Raw genomic sequence first — 16,266 nt, 5'->3', positions numbered from 1 at the left:
ACGATGAAAAAAACAATTTCAATTCTGACAGTTTTATTGATTACATTATCTGTCAATGCACAAGAAAAACAAACTGTAAAAGAAACAGTAAAGAAAGATGCTAAAGCGGTAGGAAATGCTGCTGAAAAAGGAGCAGACGCAACCAAAAAAGGCGTGCAGAAAGGCGCGAAATGGACAGGCAAGACAGTAAAGAAAGGAGCTGTAGCTACAGAAAAAGGCGTAAAAAAAGGTGCCAATTGGGTAGGTGATAAAAGTAAAAAAGGTGCAAAAGCTGTAGGAAAAGCATATCAGGATGTGAAAGCTGATATTAAAAAATAAACAGTTCTACCAGCCATAATTAAATAAATAAACCCATCAAAATTTTGATGGGTTTGCTTTTTATGTAAATTTTGAACCATGAAGAATAATTTAGGAGTTAATCTTTATTAAATAAAATCAAAAAGATTTTAATTTAGCGTTTATGCTTATAGCGAAGCTAACTTAATTATTCTAAACCTCTTAATAAAACTTTAATGGTTAAAAATTACTCTCAGCCTAAACTAAACCTGCGCCTGATATTCAGCGTAAAATCCTTCAGTTTCTTTAATCACTTCATCCATTTCTACTAAAGAATAAACTTCAAGAAACTTCCTTCTGAAATCTTTAAAATGAGGAATTCCACGGAAATAATTGCTGTAATGCTGTCTCATTTCAATCAAGCCTAATTTCTCACCTTTCCATTCTGCACTCCATTCTGCGTGTTGACGTACTGCTAAAAGTCGGTCTGAAATTGTAGGTGCATCAAGATGTTCTCCGGTTGCAAAGAAATGTTTTATTTCATTAAAAATCCACGGATAACCAATCGCAGCACGACCGATCATAATTCCGTCACAAGCGTATTTTTTTTTATATTCCAAAGCTTTTTCAGGTGAATCGATATCACCGTTTCCAAAAATAGGAATTTCAATATTCGGGTTTTGCTTGATTCTTGAAATGTGTTCCCAATCGGCCTCACCTTTGTACATTTGTCCGCGGGTTCTTGCGTGAATCGTCAACGCTTTGATTCCTGTTTCCTGAAGACGTTCGGCCACTTCATCAATATTGATTGAGTTGCTGTCCCATCCCAAACGTGTTTTTACGGTCACTGGAAGACTCGTAGAACTTACAACAGCTTTCGTTAAGCGAACCATCATATCAACATCTTTCAGAACTCCGGCTCCGGCGCCTTTACAAACCACTTTTTTTACCGGACAACCAAAATTAATGTCTACCAAATCAGGATTTACGGTTTCCACAATTCTTGCAGACATCGCCATTGCTTCTTCATCACCTCCAAAAATCTGAATCCCAACAGGTCTTTCATAATCGAAAATATCCAGCTTTTTTCTGCTCTTCATCGCATCACGAATCAAGCCTTCAGAAGAGATAAATTCTGAATACATCATATCTGCACCGTGCAACTTACACAGGCGTCTGTACGGAGGATCACTCACATCTTCCATGGGTGCAAGCAAAAGCGGAAATTCCGGCAGTTCTATGTTGCCTATTTTTATCATGCCGCAAATTTACGAAATTCTAAACTTTCTGAGTTTTGAAAATATCTATTGCTGTTATCGCTACGAAATCAGCCTGAAATTCTCAACTTTTTTACCTTCCAGATTCTTTTCCCAACGTTCTAAAACAGGTTGTTCCAGTTTAAATTCTCGGTATTCGTCGGGAGACATGATGGGAATTCCGCTGATGATCGGGTAGACTCTTTTGCAGTTGTCGCAGATGAGTAAACCTTCCATAATATTTTCAGTTTCATCCTGCGAAATGATGGTTAAATTTAAATCTGATTTGTCAAACGGACAGCATAATTTTTCTATGGTTTTTATTCTCATTATTTTACTTTTTAATTTTTTGATGATAATTTTTAATAGTTTCTGAAGGATTTTCTGCACTCATAATTCCTGAGACCACAGCGATTCCGTCATAATTTAATTCACTTAAATTTTTAATGTTATCTAAATCAATTCCTCCGGCTAAAAAGATTTTTCCACTAAAAATACTTTTCGCTTGCTGAACAGTTTCAAAGTTGACTAATTCACAACTGTTGGCTGTTTTTGAGGGAAACATCGAGCAGAAAGAAATGTAATCGAAATGATATCTTTCAGCATATTCAATCGTTAAAAGTTCGTTATTGCAGGTAATTCCTACAATGAAATTGCGATTGATTTCTTTTTTAATTTCATACAAATTTTCAGGAATTTCATCGAAATGAATTCCATCCAAAGGAATTTTATTTAAATATTCCCAGCGGTTATTGATAATCAACGGAATGTTATGTAAAGAAGTTTTTTTATAAATTTTTAAAAGCAGTTCTTCAATATTCTGATTGTCTTTAAAATTATCCCAAATCTGAATAGCTGCTATCTTTTCTTTTACAATTAAATCTAATTTTGAAAAAAGAATTTCCTCATCCATCGAAGGATCGATAATTAAATAAATTCCCGATTGTACGGTTTGCTTTTTCATTATTTCCAGCCGTTTTTATAAGCGTTAAAGAAAGCCTTCCAATAAGGATCTTCATCGAAATACGTTAAATCACTTTCTTTTTCGTTCTCAATCAGTTTAATTCCATTAGATTTTTCTGTAATCGTTCCCACTTCTGTACAGAGAATATGATTCGTTTCCAATCTTGAGATAATTTCCGTAGCTTTCTCTTTTTTACAGGTAATAATCATGGAACCTGCACCAATACAATATCTCGGATCTAAAGAAAAAAAATTACAAACCGCCGATTGCACTTCTCCAATCGGAAGCTTTTCATTAAAAACTTCGGCACCATTTCCTGATGCGATGGCCAATTCATAAATCGCTCCCAAAACACCACCTTCCGTCACATCATGCATTGCAGATACTCCGGAGTTTTCAATTTGAAAAGCAATTAAAGCATCTTTTAATGATGAGGTTTCAAAAAATGAAGCAGAGGCTGAATAGTAAAATTCTTTTCCGACCTTATTTTTAACCGTCTCAGGAAAGTTCATCGCTAAAATGGCTGCCGATGAAAGTGCACTTGTTTTGGTTACTAAAATTGAATCGCCGGGTCTTGCATATTTTGAAACTAAAATTTCCTCTTTCGGAGCAATCGTGATGAAAGTTCCGCCACCTGCGATGGTAGAATTCTGTCCTTCAATAAATCCGGTATGTCCGCCCGTGATGCTTACACCGATTTCTTTACAGAACTTGTGAATGTAATTCCAATAAATTTCAAAATCATTTTTAGAAAGCTGTGCAGGAAGGTTTAAAACAAATTGCCCGAACATCGGTGCAAAACCTGTAGTTGCCATATCATTTGCCATCAGATGAACCGACAGCCAGGCAGATTCTTCCAAACCTAAAGACGGAATCAAAGAAAGAGGATCGCTCGTTAACGCCATTGCTTTTCCGCCATGCAGATCAACAACGGAAACATCTACACCAAACTCAGGACCTATCCGTACTTCGTCACGCTCTTTTCCACATCGATGTTTGAGGAAATCTTCAAATTCGGAATGATTTATTTTCCCTAAAGTGTCACTCATTCCACATCATTTAGTTTAATATAAAGTCCGAAGAAATCTCCAATCGGCACATTCCATTGCTGTACGGGAAACCATTTTGGAAGTCCGGTACACGTCCATTCAATCGTATATTTTCTTCCTACCAAAGCTTTTTCGATAATTTCCGTCAGCATTTTTGGAGTATAAAACGTTGCCGTCACATAAAAAGGATTTTTCCCGAACAACTGCTGCACTCGTCTTCGGGCAACTTTAGGAGAATTTCTATTCATCATACCCATTGCAATTCCGTATTTGGCGACACGGGCTGCCTCTCGAATTACTTTCACAGGATCTTTATAATATTCAAATGTTGTGATGAATGCCAGTGAATCGAAAGTATGATCTTTAAAAGGCATAAAATGAGAATCTGCCATCACCAGATCGCCATCGAAAAGATGTACGGCCTGCGATAACATCAAAGGCGAAATATCTCCTCCGGTGGCTTCTATCCCGATGTTTTTCCACCAACGGGTAAATCGGGTAGTGCCACAACCGAATTCTAAAAGCGTTTTTACTCTTTGATCTTTGGAAACGAGCTGTTCCATTACTTTTTTCTGCCAGATTTCGGCGCGTTTGTACCGGCCTTCATACCACAATTCGTAGGTGTCGGTATGTTCTCGGTTGAAAAACCATTCGGGTCTTCCTTGCCAGTTCTTGTCTTGTTTTGGGATCAGTTCTCCGGAATACTTTGTTACTTCCATTTTATTTTATGTTGATATATTCGGTTCAGACCACAGATAAGCATGCGAACGAATAAAGCATAAAATGAAAATATTTTAAGCAGACATCCCTACGTTGGCATTATCCAAATCAGGTCATCGGGTATAATCTCAGCCTTTCGGCACCCCGTGTATTTATTACTGTAACAAATATAGAAATTTTAAATATATATAGTTGACGAGAATACCATAAAAATGATGCATATTTTGCCTAAAAATAAATGCATGAATTGTGAATTATTATTTTCATATTTGCTAAAGTTAATTTCAAAACATAATAATGAAGAAAAATTTATTTCTCAGGCTTTGCCTGACGATGGGATTATTATCTCTCAATGCGTGTAGGCAGGATATTCCTGAGCAGGAAACCTACAACAACAGCGGAGCATTTCAGCTTACTTCCAAAAGAATCTCTTTAAATGAAGCTAAACACAAAGCTAATCTTGTCTCTAAGATTAAACAGGTAGAGACTAACCTTTACAATGATTCAAAAAACAATCTGCAGGGCAAAACCGTGAATTTCGGAAACGGAATTTCTATTGATACCGATGATGTAATCTACCTCGAAAAAGGCCCGGACTTCCACAGCTATACCTTTCGTATCGATCATGAGAATGCTCCTGCCAATGCACCAATTGAGAACCTTGTGATCAGTTCGCGTCCTGATGGTACCTGGAAAGAAGTTTTGGTAACGTATTATCTTACTCCTCTGGAAAGACAGAATCTGCTTTCGGGAGGTACAGTAGATTTTACCGGAAAGGTAACTCATGAAATACTTCAAAACGGAACTTACTCATCTGCAATCATGCAGCAGGATGTTATGAATTGCCATATGGAAATCAGCACTTACTACACTAGGTGTGGCGATACAGATGATCATCATCATGGTGAACTAACGGGGACAGCTGGCCCTTGTAGATCTGAAACGCCCTCGGTGTTGGTGGTCTCTTTGGTGAAAAAATGTACAGTTGCACTTCCTGCAGATACCGGTTTGGGAGAAAACGGAGAAGGAGGAGGAAGCGGACCGGGTGGATTAGGAAGCAATCCCCCAGATGAGACAACTACTGCACCGAATCTGCCGCCGAAAGGTAGCCCGTGTCAGAAGGCAATTAATAATAATGTACATTCAAAAGAATTATTAGCAGATGTTAAAATAGCAGCAGCACAAACTCAGCTTACCTCAAGTCTTGCGACAGATACCAACGAAAAATCTTTTTCATTCGGGAAAGACGCTATTGGTGATTATGATACAACCCCAATAAATACTTCAACTGCTGGAAATCAAGTAGGAGTACAAGCAAACAACCCGAACTTAGCCATAGAAGGAGGGGGACATACACACACAATTGATTTGTACAATTGTTTTTCTTCTGGAGATATTTATTCTCTGCAGGGAGCTAATGCTATAAATTCTAATTTTAAAACATTTTTTGTTTTTGCCAATGGTGGTGTTGTATATGCTTTAACGATCACAGATCCGGTAAAATACGCTAATTTTGTAGCTAATAATCCTGCAGGAACTCATTTGGATATAACAACATCATATTGGAAGCCAACTTCTCCAATTTATGCTGAGTCAGAGAATATAAAAGATATATTTGCTAAGCAGGGATTATCAGATGATGATGCTTATGCCAATGCAGTAGCATTTGTTTTAAACAAATATGATATGGGAGCTACAGTAAGTCAAAAAGATGCTGCTGGTAATTTTAATTCAATATTTATTAAAGAAAATATCATCAATGTAAACATCGGAGGAGTAAATGTGCCAATCACAACATATACTCAAACCACGACTTGTAATTTAAAATGAAAAAAATGAAAAATTTAAAATACTTATATGCTTTTGTACTTTTGATAATTGGGTTTGGTACACTATCAGCGCAGCTTGATACTTTAAACTATCTTAAACAGTTCGAAGCCAATAAAGCCAATTACATCAATCAGCCTTTGTCAGTGTTATTAAATGATATGACACAAATACAACCAAAAACCGCTTGGTCTGCATCACATGGTCGCAAGAAAACAATAACGCCGGGTACAAGATTTAAGTTTTGCGATATGGAATTAAGCTTTCACAATACAATTACATTGTTAGTAGAATGGCAAAGTCCAATTCCGAGAGATCAAACTAAATATTATGAACAGAAAAACGGTTTTTATTTTACCAATGAAGAAAGAGTTTTTTATGGTAATAAAATAATAAAGAATATTGTTGTTTACCGATGATTGGCAGTTACAAACTCTCACTACTTTTAATTATATTTTTTACCTTTTCATGTGCACAGGAAGTAGTGAAAGGGGAAAATGGTGAAACTTGTATTATTTTAAATTGTCGTATGAAGAAGCCAAAGTTTGATACTATAAATTTCTTAAACAATTTGAAACAAATAATGCTAATTATAAGATCTGCTTACAAAATCTTTAAATAATGAAAATAATTATTCTGTTTTTATTTATGAATATTTTCTTTGTTAAAGCACAAGGACTTAATGTTTTTACAACCTGTACGAAGAGACCGATTACTGATACTGTATCTTATTTGAAAAAAATAGAGATCAATAAAGAGAAATATATAGGGAAACCCTTTTCTAATTTATTAAATGACTTAGGGTTACTAAAACCTAAGATTACTAGAATAGTATTTGACAAGAAAATAAATACTATTTTCAAATTTTCGGAAAGAGATTTTTATAATAAACAAGTAATATTAATTATCTTCTGGGAACAAAACTTTCTACCTATGCCTATAAAACACTTTGAAAAGGTGAACAATTTTCGTTTTACAACTAACGAAAAGAATTTTTACATAGATAAAACAATTAAAGATATTATTGTTTGTAGTAATTAATTTACAAATAATTTAAAATGAAAGCCACAGGAAACTCTGTGGTATTTTGTTTGTTCTCATGTTTAACTCTAAATCCCTTCGAGGATTATAACAAAAGCTATCGACGATTTGTACAAAAGGTCGAGAGCTTTTCAAAAAAGCAGGCGTGCAATTTCTAAAAGCATGCCTGCTTTTTATTTTTGATTACTTAGCTTTTTCAAACTACTCTCAGCTCCAAATTCCCTAAATATACACTTTGTCATTTCGTAGAAATCTAAACATAGCACCTAAAGTGATTGAGATTCTTCCGGAAATTAAAGATTCAACGAAGTGAATGACAAACTTGATGGCATGATTCAGGGCTTTGTTAAATAAAACCGAAGATATTTTCTTCGGTTTTATTCTATTCTTTATCTAATTTTTGTAGTAACTTTTCGACCAGCATTACTAATTTCTCAGCAGCTTCTTTATCAGTAATGTTAATTATCAATCCATGTTGTCCACCTGAAGCATGATCGCTATTTGTTGAGTTGTTAACGAAACTTACTTTCTCTTTATCCTCAAACAAGTCTTTAATTTCTACATTGAAGATTTCAGAAAGTTTCGGCAGATATTCAGACTTTATATCGTTGGTTTCACTTTCCCAATTGGCATAGGTGTTTCGCTCAACACCCAAAGGTCTGCAATTTCTTGCTGTGTCTTTTTAGATTTCGTTCTTATTCTTCTGATATTATTTCCTATGCTCATTGGTTTATTTTTTTTTAACAAATATAGGTAATTTTAAAATTTAATGATAGAATGCACTTTGTCATTCTGGAGAAATATCAACACTGTAAACTAAAATGTTTAGATTCCTCCGGAATGACAAAAGCAGTGGTTTAATTAGAAAGAAAAATAATTATTAATTTACTTCTAACTTCTAACTCATTAAAAACTCGCCTTCACCTGCATACTGCCGATATGAATTGTACGTTCACCGGAATTTCTGCCTTCATAATTTAAATTCAATTGTAAGAAAGAGTTAATAGCCTGTTGAATAAAGACGCTCCAAACCTGGTTTTTACCGGGTTTTAAACCATCAAGCATTTGGTTTCCAACAATACTGAAATTGTTTCCGGTGAAATCATTATTAATGAAAGAGAAATTCCCACGGATCGAAGTTTTCTTACGTTCCCATTGTATGGTTCCGGTGATGTCAAAAGCTTTCAGAAGTTCTTCGCCATCCACTCTTTTCTTTTCGCGGTAAGCAGAAGAAAATTCTGCCTGTATAGCGTCTGTGAATTTGTAGGTAGCTTTTGGTTTGGTTTCAAAATTATTCAAACGGTAATCTCTTGTCGCAAAAAGCTGTGATGAGTTTTGCAGATCATGTACAGAGTTTTCCCAATCTACCCTGAATTCTTTATTAAACCAATAGCCGAGATTGACGAAATGTGAAGTCTGATTTCTTTCTTCGTTACTGAAATTTGCATTGATGAGGTTGTCGTTGGCGATGAAACGGTAGTTTCCGTTCCAGCCGGATATTTCGGTAGGATTGAACTGTACGGATGCCAGAATATTCTGATTTTTAAGAATCTGATCTTCACTTTTTTCAAAAGGATTAATCACCAATACTTTGTCTCCTTTGAAATAAGAGTTTTGAGAATTTAGCGAAACATTAAAATTCCATCTCTTTAAAAACTTGTTTTCCGAGTTGAAAACAATCGCAGGATTTACAAATAATGCCAGCTGCAATTTGTTTTTATTGGAAGGTATGTAGCGCACGGAATTGGTGTAAATTCTTATATACTGCGCCAGATCAGAATATTCGGCAATCTCAAATTCATCGAGCTGCTGCGTTCCGTCGCCGTTATAATCAGTCCACTTATAAACTCCCTGTCCGTCGGTTACTTTAATATATTGAAATTCGCGCTGCGCTTCCTGTCCGTTTCCTAATTCGTAAAATGCCTGCAAACGCATTCCGTTTTTAAACAACTGCTGATTATACAGAAGGTTTCCAACAACAAAATCTTTATTCTGATTCATGTCTACGTCTTCATTTTTATAAAAGAATTTTCTGTAGTGAATCAAAGCATTTAAAGTAGTTTTTTCTGTTTTGATCAATTGACTTTCTGCCATGAAACCTAAGATCCTGTTCATATTCTGAAGTCTGTTGTCACGCACCGAATCGTTGTCCCGGACATACATTTTTGCCAACAGCTTCGTTCTGGTGCTGTCACCTATTTTTTTCTGAACAAACAATTCTTTCCAGCTGAAACTTGTGACATCCAACAGTTGAGTATCATTAAATTTCTTTTCATTGTGTTCCATGCTTCCGCCCAACGCCCAGCTTCCTTTTTTACCTGTATATTCTGAGGAGGCTCCTCCCCGGATGAATTTGGTGTCCTGCAAAATGGCATTGGTATCAAGATAAGATAAGTTTCCTTTGGTGAGGAATTTCCCTTTGATCCAGCTGAAGTCTAAATCGTTTTTAATTCCTTTATAAGAATCCTGCTCGTCCAGATAGTTGATGCGATAATTTAAAACCGATTTATTGCTCCATTTATTAAGGAAATTAAAAATAAATCTGTTCTGCGTTTTACCGCTAAATTCCTGTGCAAGGTTAAAGTCTCTGGAGAATTCTACATCATTAATACGGTCTAGAATGTGGAACTGCTTGTCGATATATTGATACTCAAAGCTCGGAGTTCCTTTCCAGCTGTTTTTAGTAAATGTTTTGTTTCCAAAAATTCTTGCAGCATAACCCAGATTCTGATCAGAATCTTTTGATGAAAATAGATTCAGATCATAATTGCTTAAAGAAATATCTGCACCTATTTTTCCGTCCTTTAAAAGGTATTCTGAATTTACAGTATAGACCTGTGATTTTTGAGGGGAAGGTAGTTTTCTTACCGCTCTGTAATCTCCTAGATTCTGACCGACGTACTCAAAAACTCGTCCGTTATTTGTTGTCTGTGTCAGCTTGTAATCACCCAGATTGGCTCCGAAATAGGTAAAAGAAACCGTGTATAATGTCTGTGTAACATCGGTAGAGAACTGATAATGACTTCCGTTGGTATCCTGCACAAGACTGTAAAGAATTTTATTAACGTCATATTCTGTAATTACTCCGGAAGGTGCATACATTAAATTAGGATCATTTCCGGCATCTGCTAAAATCTGCTCGTCTTCTTTTGATAAGTTTAAAGCTAAAGGTGCATTTTTGTTATCATTTTCCATGAACCAGTTTAGGCCGATTCTGAATTTCTCACGCTGATGTTCCAGTTTTCCTGTAAATAAATATCTCGAATAATTTCGATTGGTATAATTAAAAGAAATCGTGATAAAGTTCTGTTGGAAGATCGGCCGAAAACTTGTGAAAGTTACTTCGCCGGTATTGTAATTGATGATGTAATCCTGATTTTCGCCACGTTTCATTAAAATTCCGTCAATAAAAACCTGCTCAGAGCCGGAGATCAAAGTGATAAACTGTTCGCCATTTTTCCCGGTAAGTCGATACGGTCCCTGATTTCCTTCCACACCCTGAAAACGGATTCGGTGAAATTCGCTTCGTGCAACTCCCAAAGAAACATCTACAAAAGTTTTACTTTCAGTTCCGAACTGTGTCTGAAACTGAAGTCCCATGCTTCTTCGCTGATATTTTGCAAAATAATTTTTATCATCAAGTAAGTCTAAATGTCCTGCTCTCAGAATAGATTTATCCTTAATATTAAGCTGCATATAGATTTTATCAAATTCTTCCAGCGTTTGTGTGTATCCATCTGCCTGAATTGGTAAATTGTGATCAGAAATACTGGCCAAAATAGTGACATCTTTAGATAATCGTCCGGAAATCTGCAGATCCATCGAACTTTGCACAGATTGCCCCTGATTGTTACCGAATGTAATTCCTCTGATAATCGAACCCTTAGAATTTAGTTCTCCCAAGAAACGCTTTTTATCGTTTTTTGCCAAAACGGCTTCATCAACTATAATTCTGTTGCTGGTTTTCACAAAATCCATTGTGTCTTTTGCGAAAATATCCTGTTCCAGCCGTGCCGCAAGAATACTGTCTTTTTTCACGCTGTCTTGCGGAATATTGGGATTTTTCCATGAAAATATCTGAGCGCTATTCAGTGATAAGCCCAAGATAAAAAACAGAAAAATCAGGAAGGAATTCCGCAACTCTTATAAAATAATTGGTAAAAATAGCTAAAAAATATGAACAGTAGAGTCTATAGTATAATTAACAATAAATTAACCTTAATATTGTATTAGACGTAAAATTACCTCTAATTTTGCAGGATAAATTATAAATAATTAAAAAATTTAATATTATGAAAAAAGTTTATCTTCTGTCTTGTATAGTACTTTCGGCATTGTCTTTTGCTCAGGTGAGCATTCCGTCATCAGGAACAGCGGTGACACAAAATTTTGATAATTTAGAAACAACATTACCTGCGGGATGGAATGCTGTAAGAGATTCAGGTACAGGAACTATAGGGCAGGTTCTGGCTCCGGTTGTTGATAATGGAAGTGCAAACTCGGGTGCTGTTTATAGCGTGGGTGCAGCTTCTGCCGCAGACAGAGCGTTGGGAACTATCGCTTCGGGTTCTACTGTACCTGCATTTGGTGCGCAGTTTTCTAATAATACAGGATCTGCTATAACTTCTGTTAGTATTTCGTTTACTGAAGAGCAATGGAGAACTGGCAGTAATGCAACCGTGAATGAAGTTGTAAGTTTTGCATACAGTACCAATGCTTCATCATTTACTGACGCATCAGCAACCTGGACGCCATTGGCTTCTGGAAATTTAACTGAAATTTTAACCAGTGCAATTGATAATGCGCCAGTAGATGGTAATTTGGCAGCTAATCAAATGGCTAAAAGTTTTACAATTTCAGGTCTGAATATTCCAAATAGTGGTTCATTATGGATTAAATGGACTGATGCAAATGATCCGGGAAGTGACTGCATGTTGGCGGTTGACAACTTCTCTATAACTGCGCAAGCTGGAAGCCTTGCAGTTTCTGATTTGACTAAAGCTAAATCAAACTTCATTAAGAATACTTTCGTTAAAAATGACGAAATCACTTTTGGAGCAGATGTGAAAGATCTTAGGATTTATAATTTAAACGGGCAGGTAGTAAAAACTGCTTCCGTGAAGGCTGGATATGATGTAAATATTGCAGAGCTTTCTAAAGGAAACTACATTGTGACAGGAACTGTAAACAATAAACCTGTTTCTCAGAAGATTTTAAAAGACTAAATTTTCTATCATATTAGTTCTAAAGACCACTTCAATGAAGTGGTCTTTTTGTATTTATTTAGAAAAATTACATTTTAATATATTTTAACAGTATTTGTGTTTTTATTAAGAATATGGTATTGTTTTTGCTGCTTATTTATGAACAAACCAACATATTATAGTTATGAAAAAAGTATTTACTTTTATCGGACTTGTTTCGATAGCTGCATTCTCTAATGCTCAGATTGTTATTAATGAAATCTATTCTGGAGGCGGACTTCTGGGTGCGGCAATTACCAATGATTTCATCGAACTGAAGAATATCGGTAGTTCTACCGCAACTCTTAATGGTGCTACCATTCAATATGCTTCTGCATCGGGTGCTTTTACTCAGTACAATAATCTACCAAGCATCACATTGGGACCTGGTCAGACGTATTTGATTCAACAAGGTTCTGACGGCTTGGGTGGACTGATTAATTTATTGAATCCCAATCTTATTGTAAGTGTTTTCTTAAATCTTGACGGCTCGCCAAGTGTTGGAGTAGGGGTTGGTCTCGCACTTACCTCCGGAAAAGTAGCCTTGGCCAGTAATGCAACCCAAGTTACCGGCCCTACTGCTTCCAACGTTTTAGATTTTGTAGGATATGGTCTTGCCAATCAGTACGAAGGCATAGGATCTGCGCCGTCACCAACAATTCTTAATTCTATTACGAGAACAAATGGCGACACCAACAACAATAATGTTGATTTTACCATCACATTGCCAACTCCTCAATCATCGGGCACATTAGCTGTTAGTGATGTATCAAACAATTCTGTAAAATCACAGTTTATTAAAAATTCATTTGTAAAGAATGAAGAGATTACATTTGGAAGCGATGTAAAAGACGTGAAAATCTACAGTCTGAGCGGTCGACTTGTAAAAACTGCCTCAGTAAAAGGAAATACAACTTTGAATATTGCTGAATTACAAAAAGGTAATTACATTGTAACTGGAGTTGTTAATAATCAACCTGTATCTCAAAAGATCTTAAAAGATTGATTTAATCAGAAAAAAGAAACAAAATATAACAGTTGTCGATTCGGCAGCTGTTTTTTTTAGTACCAACCTCTTCTCGCAGCATTAATAATTGTGCTCAGATTAAGAATCAAAGTATAACGGATTCTTTTTCCATAATCTTTAAAACCAGGTTCAAAGCCTAACGAAGATTGCACAGGAAAATAAATTTCAAGAAAATCCGGAATTACTCTCACTTTCACTCCGCTGTCCCAGATGAACTGTGTAGGGTTATTTTTATTCTTATAAATTCCTCCGTCTGCATAAATATGGAAAATTTTCCAGACACTTGTATCGACATTCAATGACGTAATCCACTGATTTACTGTTCCCGGAATGAAAGATTTAAAACCACCGTCTGCCAAAACAAATTGTTGAGACAAAATTCCTCCGGTTGCGCTCTGTCCCAAAAGATTGTATGAGAAAGAGTAATCCGAAACCCGTGAAATTCCGTAGTCGAACGTGTTATTTCTCGTTTCATTTCTGGCAAAATATCCACCAAATAATCTGAGACTCAGTTTTTGTCTTGGCGCAAATTCCCATCTGTAGAAAGCTTCTGCAGTAATTTTATTAAAATCCTGCATTCCCTGGGTGCTGATGCTGAAACTTTTCTCATGAATCATCTGATTGTCAGAAAAACCATAACCAAGTGTCCAAAGATTATATTTTTTATAATCGTTTTCGGCGATCATTTTGGCATTCAGATCTCTCTGAAAATAGTTATATGAAAAACTGGCTCCGCGGCTCACTGTACTTCGTGGGTCTTTTCGGAATCTTATAGAAGAATATATTGATGCTTTCTGATAGGCAAGGTCATAATCATAGTGAAAGTATGATCCTGAAATTCCGAAGGTCAGACTTTGAATCATGCTTTCTGCCGGAAGAAAAGAATATTCCACTGCTCCGGATCCCGTCAGTTTTCCTGTTCCAGTGCTGAAAGACGGAGTGATAGAGTAGAGGAATTTCTGATCAAAAAGCGATTGGTTTTTAAAATTCATTCCAATCAGAAACTTGTCGTAGGTGTTGGTGAATCTGATTCTTGGGTTTAGATAAATTTCATTAAACTCAGGATTAGGAATATCTTTGATCAGTTTAAATTTAATTTTTTTTGAGTTCGAAAATAGACCTTTTGTATACAAAAAATTGTCACGGTAATTGGCTTCAGGGAAAATGTAATCATCATTTAAGGTGATTTTATAAATATTTTCTGAAGGAAGAATTACAGTTTTCAATTTCTGTTTTTCTTCGGTTTCTATCCAGTATGATTTCCTTTCGCCATCTCTGGTTTGTGTTTCAAGTTTTACAGGAATTGCATCATCTGTATTTTTTGCAATTCTGATTTCCAGAGAATCATTTTTAGTTTTAAATTTTTTAAGTTTAAAATTAACTCTGTTTTTTTGTTTTAAAAATTCTGCTAAATAATCTGTCGAAGGCTCTTTTTGTGAAAGCTGTTTTAGAAAATCTTCAGGGTTAATTTCCTGATCTCTATTTTCAGTAATGTATTTTTTAAGTAAATCATTGAAATTATCTTCACCCATTTTATCAGCAGAAAAACTGAAAAGACTTCCTGTTTCGAAGCTGCTGATCGCCATATCGTTAAAATTGCTTAAAGCAGAAAAAGGCTCGTCTATTTTCTGATCAAGATTCTGAGACATTATATACTGATACGCTAAACCATAGCGATCTAAAAGTTTTACATCTGAAGCATGAAACCATTTCAGAGGTTTAATTCCCAAAATATTCGTTTCCGGTAATTTTCCTAAAAGCTTGGCTTCGCCATAGAATTTCTTTAAATATTGAATTTCAAGATATGATTTTAAACCGTTCTTAAACCAATGATGATCTTCTTTGTCGGTAATGATACTTTTATCGAGAATTTTTTTTGTGATGATTCCGAAATAATCCTGATCAATTTTTTCGGCATCAGTAAAAAGTTTAAATCTAAATTTCAAGAAACTGATGTCGTTATTCCCAAAAAAATCTTCTTTAGCCCTGAATTTATCAGATATAAAAAGACTTTCCGGTATATAACCAATTTTTTCTTTGATGAATTTTAGCTGAAGCGGAAGGAAAAATTCCAGATTTTGAATTTCCTGCGGACTTAGGGCATAGCCAAATTTAATTTCAGTTTCAATGTCATCAGAATCTACTTTTATGGTCTGAAACTGATTTTGAGAAATTATAAATTCGGGATCGGTATCCAGATAACCGCTGAAAGAGTTTTTGACAGCCTGTTGAAGATTTCCTTCAATAAAATAATCACTTGGAACGTCAAAATTGACCGTCCAGTTTGTATTAAAGTTGACAGATTCTTCAATGTCCTGATAATTTCTTGAAGAAATATTGTCCGGATCAAAATGATCCGGAACAATAAAAAAATATTTTAAAGCGATCGTATTTTCAGAAGTTCCGTATCCTGTAAATTGCTTATCAGGAAGCTGAATCTGATACTGTAGATGTAATTTTATGCTTTCACCAACCGGTAAAGCTTTATTTAAAACAAAGTATAAATTCTCTTCCGATAAATTATTCTTTGTAACAATTTGATCTTCGTTGCTATTGATCTTCAAATCAAAAGTTTTGCCTAGTAATCCGGACTTGGCGAAGTGGATACTGTTGTTTCTGTCTTCCAACTTTCTGTAAACCAGAGAAGTGCCTCTTTTGTTGTAGGCAGCGACCCAATTAAGAAGTTTAATGCTGTCTAATGCTTTTCCGGATTGATTGTGATAAATAATTTCCTGATCTACGTCAAGAATTTTTTTGTCCTGAGATATTTTTGCAACAATAAAAATGCTGTCTTTTTGCGCAGAAACCTGTACAATGCCCCAAAACAAAATAAAACAAATACTAAACTTTTTCAAACTGATGA

The 16,266-nt window shown here is 35.4% G+C and carries 14 protein-coding genes and 1 riboswitch; of the genes, 6 read left to right on the top strand and 8 right to left on the bottom strand.

What is annotated here, in order from left to right; all coding sequences use genetic code 11:
- Window positions 1-3: 3 nt before the first annotated feature.
- Complete coding sequence (locus tag PGH12_RS09205; protein ID WP_267599643.1) at window positions 4-318, top strand: hypothetical protein; 315 nt, start codon at window positions 4-6, stop codon at window positions 316-318.
- Between the two features lie 221 nt (window positions 319-539).
- Here PGH12_RS09205 and dusB read toward each other — a convergent pair whose 3' ends face one another.
- Genes dusB through PGH12_RS09180 form a run of 5 tightly spaced genes read right to left on the bottom strand, consistent with a single transcriptional unit; the run spans window position 540 to window position 4,264 of the window.
- Window positions 540-1,535, bottom strand: a complete 996-nt coding sequence (gene dusB / locus PGH12_RS09200) for a tRNA dihydrouridine synthase DusB (protein WP_267599644.1) — start codon at window positions 1,533-1,535, stop codon at window positions 540-542.
- 60 nt (window positions 1,536-1,595) lie between these two features.
- Complete coding sequence (locus PGH12_RS09195) at window positions 1,596-1,862, bottom strand: Trm112 family protein (RefSeq protein WP_267599645.1); 267 nt, start codon at window positions 1,860-1,862, stop codon at window positions 1,596-1,598.
- Between the two features lie 4 nt (window positions 1,863-1,866).
- A complete protein-coding gene (locus tag PGH12_RS09190) occupies window positions 1,867-2,496 on the bottom strand; it encodes a thiamine phosphate synthase (RefSeq protein ID WP_267599646.1) in 630 nt (209 codons plus the stop codon).
- A complete protein-coding gene (locus tag PGH12_RS09185; RefSeq protein ID WP_267599647.1) occupies window positions 2,496-3,545 on the bottom strand; it encodes an AIR synthase family protein in 1,050 nt (349 codons plus the stop codon). The genes PGH12_RS09190 and PGH12_RS09185 overlap by 1 nt, the downstream gene beginning before the upstream one ends.
- Window positions 3,542-4,264 carry a class I SAM-dependent methyltransferase gene (locus PGH12_RS09180; RefSeq protein WP_267599648.1) on the bottom strand — a complete coding sequence of 241 codons (723 nt, stop codon included), beginning with the start codon at window positions 4,262-4,264 and terminating at the stop codon, window positions 3,542-3,544. The genes PGH12_RS09185 and PGH12_RS09180 overlap by 4 nt, the downstream gene beginning before the upstream one ends.
- A 69-nt stretch (window positions 4,265-4,333) precedes the next feature.
- Window positions 4,334-4,422, bottom strand: a riboswitch (TPP riboswitch).
- A 140-nt stretch (window positions 4,423-4,562) separates the two neighbouring features.
- On the opposite strand from PGH12_RS09180, the gene PGH12_RS09175 reads away from it, so the two are divergent.
- From PGH12_RS09175 to PGH12_RS09165, 3 genes are all read left to right on the top strand, one after another.
- A complete protein-coding gene (locus PGH12_RS09175; RefSeq protein ID WP_267599649.1) occupies window positions 4,563-6,095 on the top strand; it encodes a hypothetical protein in 1,533 nt (510 codons plus the stop codon).
- Between the two features lie 5 nt (window positions 6,096-6,100).
- Entirely contained in the window at window positions 6,101-6,511 is a 411-nt protein-coding gene (locus PGH12_RS09170; RefSeq protein WP_267599650.1) for a hypothetical protein, read from the top strand.
- Window positions 6,512-6,713: 202 nt separating this feature from the next.
- Window positions 6,714-7,133, top strand: a complete 420-nt coding sequence (locus tag PGH12_RS09165) for a hypothetical protein (protein ID WP_267599651.1) — start codon at window positions 6,714-6,716, stop codon at window positions 7,131-7,133.
- A gap of 382 nt (window positions 7,134-7,515) precedes the next feature.
- On the opposite strand, the gene PGH12_RS09160 is transcribed toward PGH12_RS09165, so the two are convergent.
- Complete coding sequence (locus tag PGH12_RS09160; protein WP_267599652.1) at window positions 7,516-7,788, bottom strand: helix-turn-helix domain-containing protein; 273 nt, start codon at window positions 7,786-7,788, stop codon at window positions 7,516-7,518.
- A gap of 251 nt (window positions 7,789-8,039) precedes the next feature.
- Window positions 8,040-11,111 carry a DUF8818 domain-containing protein gene (locus tag PGH12_RS09155; protein ID WP_416258844.1) on the bottom strand — a complete coding sequence of 1,024 codons (3,072 nt, stop codon included), beginning with the start codon at window positions 11,109-11,111 and terminating at the stop codon, window positions 8,040-8,042.
- A 314-nt stretch (window positions 11,112-11,425) separates the two neighbouring features.
- Between PGH12_RS09155 and PGH12_RS09150 the strand changes: the two genes are divergently transcribed.
- Together PGH12_RS09150 and PGH12_RS09145 are read left to right on the top strand one after the other, a co-directional pair.
- Complete coding sequence (locus PGH12_RS09150) at window positions 11,426-12,358, top strand: T9SS type A sorting domain-containing protein (RefSeq protein WP_267599653.1); 933 nt, start codon at window positions 11,426-11,428, stop codon at window positions 12,356-12,358.
- Window positions 12,359-12,521: 163 nt separating this feature from the next.
- Window positions 12,522-13,382, top strand: coding sequence for a lamin tail domain-containing protein (locus PGH12_RS09145; RefSeq protein WP_267599654.1), 861 nt, complete (start codon window positions 12,522-12,524; stop codon window positions 13,380-13,382).
- 56 nt (window positions 13,383-13,438) lie between these two features.
- On the opposite strand, the gene PGH12_RS09140 is transcribed toward PGH12_RS09145, so the two are convergent.
- Entirely contained in the window at window positions 13,439-16,258 is a 2,820-nt protein-coding gene (locus PGH12_RS09140) for a gluzincin family metallopeptidase (RefSeq protein WP_267599655.1), read from the bottom strand.
- Between the last annotated feature and the right edge of the window lie 8 nt (window positions 16,259-16,266).

Origin of the sequence: Chryseobacterium sp. CY350 (assembly GCF_027945075.1) — a bacterium.
Lineage (GTDB): Bacteria > Bacteroidota > Bacteroidia > Flavobacteriales > Weeksellaceae > Chryseobacterium.
This window is presented reverse-complemented; position numbering and strand designations above follow the sequence as displayed.

Coding starts and splice junctions, on each gene's coding strand:
- PGH12_RS09205 (WP_267599643.1), top strand. CDS start 4: ATGAAAAAAACAATTTCAATTCTGACAGTTTTATTGATTACATTATCT.
- dusB (WP_267599644.1), bottom strand. CDS start 1,535: ATGATAAAAATAGGCAACATAGAACTGCCGGAATTTCCGCTTTTGCTT.
- PGH12_RS09195 (WP_267599645.1), bottom strand. CDS start 1,862: ATGAGAATAAAAACCATAGAAAAATTATGCTGTCCGTTTGACAAATCA.
- PGH12_RS09190 (WP_267599646.1), bottom strand. CDS start 2,496: ATGAAAAAGCAAACCGTACAATCGGGAATTTATTTAATTATCGATCCT.
- PGH12_RS09185 (WP_267599647.1), bottom strand. CDS start 3,545: ATGAGTGACACTTTAGGGAAAATAAATCATTCCGAATTTGAAGATTTC.
- PGH12_RS09180 (WP_267599648.1), bottom strand. CDS start 4,264: ATGGAAGTAACAAAGTATTCCGGAGAACTGATCCCAAAACAAGACAAG.
- PGH12_RS09175 (WP_267599649.1), top strand. CDS start 4,563: ATGAAGAAAAATTTATTTCTCAGGCTTTGCCTGACGATGGGATTATTA.
- PGH12_RS09170 (WP_267599650.1), top strand. CDS start 6,101: ATGAAAAATTTAAAATACTTATATGCTTTTGTACTTTTGATAATTGGG.
- PGH12_RS09165 (WP_267599651.1), top strand. CDS start 6,714: ATGAAAATAATTATTCTGTTTTTATTTATGAATATTTTCTTTGTTAAA.
- PGH12_RS09155 (WP_416258844.1), bottom strand. CDS start 11,111: ATGGATTTTGTGAAAACCAGCAACAGAATTATAGTTGATGAAGCCGTT.
- PGH12_RS09150 (WP_267599653.1), top strand. CDS start 11,426: ATGAAAAAAGTTTATCTTCTGTCTTGTATAGTACTTTCGGCATTGTCT.
- PGH12_RS09145 (WP_267599654.1), top strand. CDS start 12,522: ATGAAAAAAGTATTTACTTTTATCGGACTTGTTTCGATAGCTGCATTC.